Consider the following 12217-nt stretch of genomic DNA (forward strand, 5'->3'; position numbering starts at 1 on the left):
ATAAACTTGATTCAAAAATCCAAGTTTTATTTACTATAACCTTAAGCCTCATTGCTCAATTCAAACCACTACTTCGCAGTTCATAGTTATTTATATTCTTAATTTTCTTCAATTTTAAAATTTAATAGTACCTTAGTTCCTTCTTTATTAGACTCTATATCCATACTTCCCTTTAGTTGATTATTAAGATAACTATTAACTATAAATAAACCTAAATTACCATTATTAACTGAATCTAAATCAAATCCACAACCATCATCAATAACAGCTATGGCTTTGTGTTCTTCATCACTTTGTATAAGAATTTGTATTTTACCTTCATCCCTATTACAAAAGGCATGATCGAAACAATTTTGTATAAGTTCATTCATTATTAAAAGTAATCCTGTTAACTTTTCTCCATCTATATAAAAATTATCTCCAGTTATGTAGATATCTATATTAGATCCACACCAACTTTTCTTTATATTTTCAGTTAACATCTCTATAGCATCTCTAACCTTTATATTACTTTCTTGAGATTTGGATAATAAATCGTGAGTTGTAGCAATAGCAAGTATTCTGTTTACACTCTCTTGTAAATATTCCTTCGCCTCTTCACTTTTACATCGTCTACTTTGACTTCTAAGTAATGCTGCTGTTGTTTGTAAACTATTCTTTACTCTATGATGAGCCTCTCTTAAAGCTACTGACTTTAGAACTAACTTAGCCTCTTTATTTTTAATATCACTTATATCCTTTATTATCTCAATTATTCTTAAATTTTCTTCATCTATAAAGGTTCTATTTAGTTCAAAGTAAGAATTTTTTACTTGAACCTCTATTCTTTGCTTTAAATCACTGTCTTCTCCAATAATATTTGATATATCTTCAAATTTAGTATCATCTAATGATAATTTATTAAAGTCATCTCCATAGTTTATACTTTTATATCCTAAACTATCATATATATTATCTGCTTTGGTATTTTTTATAACAAGCTTTCCCCTTTTATCAAAAACAAGAATTCCATCATGAAGATTGTTTGTTATTAAGGTACCTGCTTTTAAAAGTTTTAAAAATCCTTTTGATTCAGAATTTTCATTTGTAGAACTTATGTCTATCTTAAAATTGTTTTCAAGCTCATCACTAATGTCATTTTCTACTATTACAACTCCTACAACCTTTTCTTCATTAAGAATTGGATGTATTCTTTGCTTTACAAACTTATTTTCTTGAGTTAGTGCTTTTATGTCCTTATTAGCAGTCTCGTTTTTTAATGTTTCTATAACACCTGGCTCATTTTCCTTTAAAGCTTTTTTTCCAACTGCTTTTTCTTTATATAAGGAAGGCTTGTCTTTTGGGATAGCATGGGCTACTACAATAGCAAAAGTTTCATTTTTATCTAAAACATCGATAAATACATCACTTTCATAAAAGTCTGCCATAAGCTGCAGAGATTTTGAAATGTCCATTATCTTATTTATATCATCATAACTTAAAAGTGTGTATTCTCTACATAATGCTTCTATCATCATTACCCTCATAAGCAATTATAATTATCTTTGCTATTTCAGCCATGGTAGTTCTTCTATCCATACTTAAATTTCTTATTCTGTTATAAACTTCATCTTCATTTAAGTTCAATTGCTTAACAAGTATCCCTTTTGCCTTCTCTATTAATTTTCTATCATTTAATTTATTATTTATTTTATCATAGTCTTTTTTTAGTTTATCAAATTCTTCTGTCTTTGATAAGCACATTTCTACAGTAGGAATAAATACTTTCTCATTTATAGGTTTAACTATATATCCAAAAGCTCCTACTTCCTTAGCCATTTCAATATATATTTTACCTTCAAATGATGTTACTAATATTATGCCACCAACTAAATTTTCATTGCTTAATACCTTGCTAGCTTTTATTCCATCTAATAAAGGCATATCTATATCCATTAAAACTAAGCTAGGATTATATTTTTTACAAACTTCAATTGCCTCAAAACCATCAGAAGCCTCTCCTACAACATCGTATCCATTGGCTTCTAAAATTTCCCTTGTATCCATCCTTGTAATAGGCTCATCATCGACTATTACTATAGTTCTTTTCATTAACAGTTCACCTCAAATTAAAATTTGTTTAAGTAATTAAATAATTCTTTAATTCCCACATCATCCACTGTATCAACTTTAAATATTTTGCTTGCTCCAGCTAAATTCAATCTTTCTTCTGCTATTTCTATTTCTGATTCATCTTTAGCTAAATTTATTTTAGTGATAATACCTATAACTTCCTTACAAAATATACTTGCAAAGCCTGGGGCAATATAATTTTCTTCTGAAGTACAATCATAAACTAAAGCTATAAGATCAGCATCTGCTGCTGTAACTATTAAAGCAGTATAGTATCCTCTGTTTTCCATATATTCTCCAGGAGTATCTATAGCATTATCATAAAGTTCTATAGCTTGAGTTTTCTTATATTTTATCTCTAAGTTATTTAATCCTTGACACAAGGTTGTCTTACCACACCCTGTCTTACCCATAAATATTACTCTTCCCATATATTAGGTCCTCGTAATCTTAGTTGATGAGAAATTTAGAATATTACTTAAAACATCTAAAACTTCATTTAAAGCTGACTCAACAGAACTTATATCGCCATTTATTACTAAAGATCCACTAAATCTATCTATAAAACCTAACGAAGCTCCTGAAGCCTTTGTAGCAACATCTGCTGCTATAATAGATGCCTCACTTGGTGTTATAGTCAGTATTCCTATAGCATCCTTTTTGTCCACTATAAGTCCTAGTTTTTTGTATATATCTTCATTAGGATTTGCTATTATATGAGCAAGTGTGACTTGTTTCCCTGGTACATATTCTTGTATAATTCTCTGCTTTGACTCATCTCCCATATGTTTCTCACCTTACTTTCCCTGTTAAATTATTGGCTATCTAAAACGTTTAATAACTTATTTAATAAAAAAGCTCCTCAAAGTTTCATTCATACCTTTAAGTAAATGAAATTCCTTTAAGGAGCCACATCGCTCAAAATCAATCACGCCATTGTGATATATTTATTATAAATTTTAATTATCTCATTGTCAATATATTCATATATTTTTTATATTAGTTTATCATATTAATAAAATCACTCTATTTTTCCTAATTCTTTGTTAACTAATTAATTTTTTAGAATCAATTTAAATGTAATATATCAAAATAACTTGTAAATATACTAAGAAAATTGTCTAATTTTAAGTAAACTATAAAAGGCTATTTTATTTTATTTATAATAAATATTATATCTTTTTCATCTGGAACCTTCGGATTAGTTTCTGTACATGCATCTTTTAATGCTAATTGAGCTATTTCACTTTCTAAATTCTTTAATTCTTCAATATTGACTTTACACTCTCTTAAAGTTGTAGGCATATTCATGGTCTTTTGCATCTTTTTGATTTCATTTACAAGATTTTTTACTAATCCTCTAGTGTTTGATCCTTGTAATCCAACTATTTTAGCTATTCTAGCATATTTTTCTGCTGCTTCACTAAATTCCCTAGAGCTATATCCCGTTATATCTGCATTATACTCTATTACGTGTGGTAATAATATTGAATTAGTTCTTCCATGAGGAATATGGAGTTTACCTCCTAAAACATGAGCAATACTATGATTAATGCCTAAAGAAGCCTCATTAAACGCTAATCCAGCTAAACATGAAGCATTATGCATTTTTTCTCTAGCTTCTATATCGTTTCCATTTTCATAAGCTCTCAACAAATAATTAAATACTAAAGTAGCTGCCTTTTCAGCTAAAGCATCTGAAAAATCTGTTGCATTCTTAGAAACATAAGCTTCTAATGCATGGGTAAGTACATCCATACCCGTATCTGCAGTTATAAAATTCGGAACTGTTTTCACAAGTTCTGGATCTAAAATTGCTATATCTGGTAATAATTCATCTGATACTAAAGGATATTTAACCCCCTTTTGCTTGTCTGTTATTACTGAAAATGAAGTTACTTCTGAGCCTGTACCACTTGTTGTTGGTATAGCTATAAGCTTAATATCCTTTAATTTAGCTATTTTTTTTGAAAAGTCTATTATTGCTTTGGTTGCATCTATAGCAGAACCTCCACCTAAGGCAATAACCACATCTGGATTAAAGTCTCTAAGCATTTCTATGCCACTTACAACTAATTCAATTGGTGGGTCTGGAACTATTTCACTAAATACGAATACATCAGATGATGTTAGTTTATTAGTCAGTTTTTCAATAGCACCTGACTTTACCATAAAAGGATCTGTAACTATAAAAACTTTTTTGTTTTTAAGTTCTTTTAAATAATCTAATGCTCCTTCTCCAAAAAGTATCTCTGTTTTAATCTTAAATCTCTTCATTACTAGCTCCCCTCTTCTTATTAATTGTGGGTTTATAAGAAAATTTTTATTCTTAGCTTTAACTCAACATTTTCTACAAATATCACTATAAAAAATAAGAAGCTCCATAGGATTTTCCTATGGAGCTTCTTTGCTCTCTAAACACCACATTGTGCTATTTTTAATATACTCTTTTTAAAAATGCTTGTCAATAATAAAGTGTTCTATCTATCATCTATTATTATATTATCTCTTTATACTTTCTTCTATACAAAATAATTGCTGCACCACTTAGAAGCATAGTTATAATCCAAGGAAGCATATTAATCTCATCACCAGTCTTTGGCTTTCCTAACTCTCCTTCATTTATATTATTGGTGTTTTGCTGATTATCCTGTGTAGGTCTATCAACTTCACCATGTTCTGGATTATTAGTTTCACCTGTACCTGGTTTAATTGTATTTTCCATAAAAGTAAGCTCAATATTTCTCATATCATAAAGAGCACTTTGCCCATTAATAAATCTATACATGGCAGTCAATGCATAATACCCCTGCTCTGTAGCAATAGAATTAATCTCTCCGCCAATAACATGAGCAAATCCATTACCAACTCTATATCTATGAAGAACATTTATAAGGGTATTATCATTTTTAATAAAACGTGTATCTGTCATAGGATTGATTCCAAGGCTAGTTAAGGCAACTATAACCTGAGCAGTTGACTCAAGGCTGACATCACCATATATAGATGAAAATGCGCCATCTTCTTCTTGAATATTTGAAAGGTAATCTAACGCTTTATCTACAGCGACCTTTACCTTTGCATCACTGCTATAATATGGGGCAAGTGACTGTAACACTATAGCAGTAATATCAACATCACTAGTAGCACCAGCTAATGACCATCCTCCATCTTCTAGCTGCATATCAAGAATTTTATTTACTAGCTTTTCTCTAGTAGTTTGCTCTCTGCCTGCTTTTACCTTTGGTATATCATATCCATGACTATCCAAAGCAATCAATGCCCAAATTGAACCATTTATACCTTGATTATTCACATAATTAAAGTCTGCAAGAGGTTCTAACAAATTATAGCCTTCAACATTAGTTGGATCTATACCAATAGAAGTAAGTCCAAGTATAACTCTTGAATTTTCAGTAGATTTATAATTATTAAGGATTGCTGAACCATTTTCTTTTATCACTTTTACTAGGTTTTCACAATACTCTCTTTTCACTTTGTCAGTTACAATACCAGATCTAGAAAGGCTAATAAGTGCCCATTCACCGCCTATTGTGCCCACAGTAAGTCCATATTTTTCAGCATCACTTAACATTGCCGCACCAATAGCTTTATAGCAATCAATAAATGAACTTTCAGCATCTTTTTGAATTTCTGCCATTTTCTTAACGGCCTCATCTAATTTAGCTTTTTCTGCTTCAGTTATTTTTATCTTAGCCTGATCACTTAAAGAATTATATGCATCGCGTGCTTTTGCAACGATTTTAGCATCAGATATAGTAAGCTTGTCTATTTCCGGAATTTCTGAAATAAGCGTCTTAACAATTTTAATGGATTCATCATCATCAGGAAAGTATCCATCTTTTATATAATCATCTGTATACTTCCAAACTACAGAATCACCTTCACTTAAAACATATGCATCATATGTCTTGTTAATATTTTTCCCATTTACATTATATATCCATCCACTATTAGGTCCATTATCAAATTCACTAAGACCATTGATTGATTGAATATAAGTTCCTCCAGCAGTAACAACAAATGGTATGTTATTTTCAATCAAAAGTTTATCTGTTAAATACTTAGCTGTTGATCCCTTTGGAACTGATACTGTAACTTTTTGAATCCAATTTTCAAAGGAATCATGCATTCCTTCTGCATGCTTGCTATCCCCAATGAGTTCAAATGTTACATTAATATTTTCTTGAGGAATAACTTCTGAACGTTCAACACGAAGCTTATATTCCTGTGTCTTTGTTTCGTCAGAAGAAATTACTGTAATTGTAACTTCAGCAAAGCCTTTTTCTGGAACCTTAATAATTTCAGAAGAAGTCCAGTTCTTTTCAGGGGAGATCTCTTCTCCATTTACTTTTACATAAGCTTTCTTGTTGCTTGGAAGTGCTTTTATTGTTATTTTTTCAACATCTGAAGGAACTTTGGCTGAATAAATACCATCATTTCCGCAAACTGCTTTTATCTCACCTGGTACGATGAATATACTCTCAAGCTTAGTATTTACTGCGGCTTCACCAATTTCTTTTTTAGGAATTATAGTGATTTTAGCTTTTGTTTCAGTCAAAGCATTAATTACAGCATCTTCATTTTTAGCTGCATTTATAGCCTCTATACCTGCTTTTCTAGCTGCAGCTACCTTAAGCCAATTTCTTGTTGTGTAATCTTCCTCATTTCCACCATATAAATTTATCTCTGCAATAGCCTTAGCCTTTGCATCAGCAAGCTTTAGTGATTCAATCTTCTCAGTAACCTGATTCAATTTTTCTACTGCAATCTTAGAAATTTTATCTTTCTGATCTGAAGTTAATGAGTTGAAGGCATCACTTAGTGTCTTTACTGTATTTATATAGCTCTTATAATTATCTTTTGTAATCTCATCAGATGATGGTAATTTGTTTATTTGCTCTTCAAGCTTTCCTAAAGACGACATTACAGTAATTTTATATATCTTTTCATCCCATTTTTCATTTAAAGTATTTTTAGTCCAGTCATTTACCTTAATTTCTATTGTCTTTACTTCACTATCTAAAGCAACTTCTGCTATACTTTTTACTTTCTTATTGTTTATTTCAATTTCACATTTTGGAACTATTGATTCTATATTTAATGTAATTTTTTTGAGTCCCGATGTATTAAAAATAGTATATTCCTTAATATCGCTATCAAATTTTAAATTTTGAAATTCTTTTATTGATAAAGTTTTTAGCCTTGCATCATATTCCTTAAGTTTAAACTCAGTTGAAGCTGACTGTTCAACTGCACTTTCCACCATGTGTGTAAGCTTCGCATCAAACTTAATGTCTGCAGCTGAAGAATTTCTACTAGGTCTTTTATTTAATTTAAATGCTAATACATATCTAGTGTCAAAATCATTTCCATTATGAACATCTACATATTCTGGAGCACTACTTTTAGTCCAATCAATTCTAATGCTGCATCCTACTACTGGCTCCTTATAGAAGGTTACCTTATCTCCTTCTATCTTTGCATATCTAACTTCTTCTAAATCGGTATAAACTAAATCTGATGATTTATTTTCTCCTTTAATTCCATCAAAAAGTTTGCTTTCAACTAAATCAAGTTCCTTTTTAGCATCATTTTTAGGATCTACATATCCAGAATTATATTTTTCAATTTTTTTACTGCCTTCAATCTTAGCTTTGTCACTATCCTCTAATCCCATGTACTGTCTGTACAATAATTGAGCTGTTTTAATCTCTTCAGCGTTTGCTTTTGAAGGATCGTACGGCAATCTTTTAATTGAATCCTCTAAGAATTTCTCACTAACTACAGTTATTGTATAATCGCAGTTTTGTTCAGTTCCAGCATTCTTATTATCACAATCACTTATATTTATACCAAATCTAGCATATCCATCATTCAAGTTTATTTCTGCTTTGTGAATATTGGTACAATCATTTCCTGCAATTACAAGGTTTGCACTCATGTTTGATAAAACTGTTTCAACAGAAATTTTTGCTAAAGTTTCAGAAGTTAGAACAGAATACTCTTTTTCACCATCTTTGATTGTAACTACATAGTTTCCAACTTTAATATTTTTACAGCTTGCATCAACTTTTTTAACAACTATATCAGTAGTTATAGTTTGTCTCTTCAATTTTTGTAGTTCTTTATTGTCAGGATAACATTCCGCATATTTTTGTAGCTGCACACTCTCAATTTGATGTCCAATATTTACTTTAGTGTCAATATCGGGTCTTTTTTGAAGAACCATATTGCTTGGATCAAATAGATCACCTTTGCCATTCTCATAATTTACAGTCCAACGACCATTTTCACGACCTGTAGAAAACTTAAATCCATAATATTTATTTTCTTTAGCACTGTTTGATAAAACTAATTTGTTATCTTCATATCTAGCTTCTGATATATCCCTAAGGCTGTCATATACGTTGTTTGCATCAAAGTTATCTCCTTTAATTCCTTCAAAGAAATTCTTTTTAATATCATCTAAAAGTTTGATTTCTTCCTGAATTTCTTCGTTTGTAAGGGCTGGAATAGTGAAGTCTATATCTCTTGACACTGACTCTTTATCTTTTGTCAATGTATATGTAAGTGTTATAGTTTTAGATTTACCACCTACATCAGCTCTAATAGGATCCCATACATAATTATTAATTTTCTTTACTCCATCATTATTCTCGGTAGAAACTGAGGTTTTTACTTCTCCCCACGGTAAGTTTTCTAATGCAGAAATATTCGGTAATTGCAGTGAATATCTAACATTGTTATTCTTATAATCTTCTGCAAAAGAAACTCCTGATTTCTTTATATTTGTATATGAAAAATTCTCAGGAACTAAATATTTATCTAAATATCCCTTTAATTCTTTCTCTATCTTGGTTAGAGATTTAACTGTTAACATTAATTCTACATTTTTAGTTTCCTCTGGTTTAGTTAAATCTGTTAGTGTAGCACTTAGCTTAACAGTTGTATCTATTTCAGGTGAATTTAAAACTTTAATTTTTCCGCCTTCAATTGCAATTAATTCTTTGTTGTCACTATTAGTAAATTCAATTTTTACATTGCTTGTCTCTTTCTTTACCCCATCCCAAGTTATGTTTTCTCCAGTTGCAGTTGCAAAAAATGGATTAACTTCTCCTGGCATTATCATATCTGTTTTAATCTTATCTGCTGATACATTATTACCTTTTATTGCATCAAATAATTGTTTTTCTACAACATTAAGTTTGTTTTTTGATGCTTTTACAGTAAGATTCAACTCAACAGTCTTTTTATTATCTTGATTTTTCAAATCTGTAAGCTCAAAAATTAAAGTTACTAGCTCATCCTTTTCTGGCTTTGATTTTAATTTTAAACAGTCTGTACCTACTTCAATAATATCAGGGTTACTGCTTTTTGTAATCTCAATCTTTGCTAATGCACCAAACCTAGATGCCCACCACTGAGCTGTTCCATCAGGCTTAAATCCTTTAAAATAAAAAGGATTGTCCCCATTTGCTGGAAGACTTAATACATCAGTTATAGAATCTTTAGATATATTTTCACCCTTAATTGCAGTGAATAATATCTCTTCTGTCAATTGATCTAAGATATTTGTTTCAGTTCCATCCCCAGATCCTGAATCTTTTCCTTTTACAGTCAATGATAAGTTGAACTGGTCTAGAACCTTTTTGTTGCCAACGTTTTCTTTTATAGTAATAGGAATCTCAACCTTTGTATCCTTAGCTTGGCGAGTTACGGCAATTTTATCTTTTGTTACATTAACTACTTTAGAATTTGTGCTTTGTCCAAATTCAATTAAATAAGATGATGACGAATATTTGCTTTTAAATACAAGTTTGTTTTCTTTATTGATGTTTGCCTTAATAGTTATAGCTTCCTTATTAATATAAGCATTTGGCAATTTCAAGTCTTCTGTTATATTGCCTGCATCTATATTATTGCCTTTAATTTCTTGAAAAATGTCTCTTTTAATTATCTCAAGCTCTGTTGGTATAGCCTTTCCCGGTTGTATTTTTAGCTTTAAATCAACAAGTCTTTCATTCTGAGTTGGAGTCCAAGCTTTCATTGTTAAAACAACATCAGCTGATGGCTCTCCAAGTAATGGTCTTTTTAAAAGGTTCAACCCTCTTGTGTTTGGAGCAACATTGATATAATCTTTATATTTATCATTGTTCTTCTCTGTGTCCCACTTTAAAAAGATTTTTTCTTCGGTATCGCCCCACTTATATGGAACCAACCTTCCAGTTGAATCTAATTTCATAGTCACTTTTTCATTATTGGATACCATATCTTCATAGTCTTCTAAGTCAGTGGTTATATCATCCATTAATAAATTTTTCCCCTTAATTAGCTCAAATATAGCTTGAGGGGTTACCTTGTCCAATACTGAATCTGTAGTCTCGCTTGCAGCAAATGCTTGAATAGGCACACTTGACAATACTATACATATAGTTAAAAGTAGTGAAAGTAGTTTGCTGGCTTGATTTCTTTTTTTCAATTCTATTACGCCTCCTTAAATATCTACCACATTTTTGCGCAAAAAAAGTGGCCTGTTGTTCACAGTCCGTATTCACTGAGATTTTTTTCATGCAGAAAAACATATGCGTGTCTCCCGAAACACATATGACTCTTCTTTTATCTTACTATGCATGTCTTCTGACTTGCGCTTCAACATTGTTCTCGCCTTCCCAAGTGTTATATAATATAACTCTCAGTGACATAATAAAAACAACTATTCGCTTACAGCGGCGGGTACCGTTTCGGACTTTAACCGAATTCCATCTTAGTTACATACTACCGTGATATGTAAAACATAGAAATTATATTTAATATTTACATTATATTTACATATTAACATATAAGTAGAGTTCTATGCAATAGAAATAACAATCCGTGTGTTTCTCTTCTTTTTTATATAAATAATATAGTAATTTGAACTATCATTTTATTCTAACTTTTGTATTAGCTATTCCCCCATATTATAGCTAATACGTTTTTTTTAATTCATAAAGAAAGGAGATTCCCCTCTCCTGATTGTATATAATTACCAAGAGGATATAACATATATTAAGTTATATCCTCTAAACCTTTAAAGAAAATTTAATCTACATTTTCATCATTGACTTATAAAAAATTAATGTTATACTTTAGTTAGTTATGACTAACCAAGGAATTGCCATCTAATAATGAAAGGAGTAGAGAAAATTATGAAACAAAAAATCAATTTATCAGGAGTCAATGAAACCATGTTAGTCCCTGTCTATGCAAGAGCTTTAGAGAGCAGAAAGAAAAATCATGCTTTCTACGACAAAACTGCTATAGCTGTTATAGATTCTCTAGATTATGATTTTAAAAAACATGGTAAAAGTAAAATGAATATGTGGGGATGCGCTGCTCGAACTATTATTTTTGATAGAGAAGTTTCAGAGTACATCCAAAAGCATCCTAATTGCAGTATTGTCAATATGGCGTGTGGACTTGATGATAGATTTAGTCGTGTAGATAACGGTACCATTGAATGGTATAATATTGATTTCCAGAATGTCATGAAAATTAGAGAAAAAATAATACCTTTAAATGACAGAGTTATTAATATTTCTTCTTCCGTTTTAGACTTTACATGGATTGAAAAAATAAAAAATAAAGAAAATGTTTTAGTTATTGCAGAAGGATTATTAATGTATCTTAAAGAAAATGAAGTTCAAAATCTATTTAAAAAAGTCTCTACATCCTTTAAAAATTGTACTCTTTTATGCGAGCTTATGAGTACCTGGATGGTAAACAATCAACAAATACACGATACAATAAAAAAAACTACAGCTGTGTTTCAATGGGGCATTGGGTCTACCGAAGATTTCACAAAGCTTTGCCCTATGTATAAAATGACAGGAGACTTTAATCTTACTGATACTATGAAAAGATTCTCGCCTATTTTTATATCACTTATTTCTCCTAAACTTCGCCCAAAGAATAATAGAATTGGTCGCTTTGAAAAAATTGCTTAAATAAATAATCGATAGTCATTAAATGACTATCGATTATTATAGTTTAAAAATTTTTATATAAAGTTAAACTCTTTCTTCATATATAAAATTTTAAT

The 12217-nt window shown here is 30.3% G+C and carries 7 protein-coding genes and 1 riboswitch; of the genes, 1 reads left to right on the top strand and 6 read right to left on the bottom strand.

The window, feature by feature from the left end; genetic code table 11:
- Window positions 1–98: 98 nt before the first annotated feature.
- The 6 genes from KQH81_RS10470 to KQH81_RS10495 form a co-directional block, all read right to left on the bottom strand.
- Entirely contained in the window at window positions 99–1526 is a 1428-nt protein-coding gene (locus KQH81_RS10470) for a sensor histidine kinase (RefSeq protein ID WP_230028213.1), read from the bottom strand.
- Window positions 1495–2091 carry an ANTAR domain-containing response regulator gene (locus KQH81_RS10475; RefSeq protein WP_027640072.1) on the bottom strand — a complete coding sequence of 199 codons (597 nt, stop codon included), beginning with the start codon at window positions 2089–2091 and terminating at the stop codon, window positions 1495–1497. The genes KQH81_RS10470 and KQH81_RS10475 overlap by 32 nt, the downstream gene beginning before the upstream one ends.
- A 17-nt stretch (window positions 2092–2108) precedes the next feature.
- Complete coding sequence (locus KQH81_RS10480; protein WP_027640073.1) at window positions 2109–2543, bottom strand: EutP/PduV family microcompartment system protein; 435 nt, start codon at window positions 2541–2543, stop codon at window positions 2109–2111.
- Between the two features lie 3 nt (window positions 2544–2546).
- Window positions 2547–2897 carry a BMC domain-containing protein gene (locus KQH81_RS10485; RefSeq protein ID WP_027640074.1) on the bottom strand — a complete coding sequence of 117 codons (351 nt, stop codon included), beginning with the start codon at window positions 2895–2897 and terminating at the stop codon, window positions 2547–2549.
- Window positions 2898–3258: 361 nt separating this feature from the next.
- Window positions 3259–4389, bottom strand: a complete 1131-nt coding sequence (locus tag KQH81_RS10490; protein ID WP_027640075.1) for a 1-propanol dehydrogenase PduQ — start codon at window positions 4387–4389, stop codon at window positions 3259–3261.
- Between the two features lie 220 nt (window positions 4390–4609).
- Window positions 4610–10615, bottom strand: a complete 6006-nt coding sequence (locus KQH81_RS10495; protein WP_027640076.1) for a DUF4430 domain-containing protein — start codon at window positions 10613–10615, stop codon at window positions 4610–4612.
- 131 nt (window positions 10616–10746) lie between these two features.
- Window positions 10747–10949, bottom strand: a riboswitch (cobalamin riboswitch).
- A gap of 375 nt (window positions 10950–11324) precedes the next feature.
- Between KQH81_RS10495 and KQH81_RS10500 the strand changes: the two genes are divergently transcribed.
- Window positions 11325–12122 carry a class I SAM-dependent methyltransferase gene (locus KQH81_RS10500; protein WP_027640077.1) on the top strand — a complete coding sequence of 266 codons (798 nt, stop codon included), beginning with the start codon at window positions 11325–11327 and terminating at the stop codon, window positions 12120–12122.
- The last annotated feature ends 95 nt before the right edge of the window (window positions 12123–12217 follow it).

The organism is Clostridium cadaveris (assembly GCF_020911725.1).
Taxonomy (GTDB): domain Bacteria; phylum Bacillota; class Clostridia; order Clostridiales; family Clostridiaceae; genus Clostridium_X; species Clostridium_X cadaveris.

Bases quoted from the DNA above. Each gene is read 5' to 3' on its own strand.
- KQH81_RS10500 (WP_027640077.1), top strand. From the start codon at position 11,325: ATGAAACAAAAAATCAATTTATCAGGAGTCAATGAAACCATGTTAGTC.
- KQH81_RS10490 (WP_027640075.1), bottom strand. From the start codon at position 4,389: ATGAAGAGATTTAAGATTAAAACAGAGATACTTTTTGGAGAAGGAGCA.
- KQH81_RS10485 (WP_027640074.1), bottom strand. From the start codon at position 2,897: ATGGGAGATGAGTCAAAGCAGAGAATTATACAAGAATATGTACCAGGG.
- KQH81_RS10475 (WP_027640072.1), bottom strand. From the start codon at position 2,091: ATGAAAAGAACTATAGTAATAGTCGATGATGAGCCTATTACAAGGATG.
- KQH81_RS10480 (WP_027640073.1), bottom strand. From the start codon at position 2,543: ATGGGAAGAGTAATATTTATGGGTAAGACAGGGTGTGGTAAGACAACC.
- KQH81_RS10470 (WP_230028213.1), bottom strand. From the start codon at position 1,526: ATGAGGGTAATGATGATAGAAGCATTATGTAGAGAATACACACTTTTA.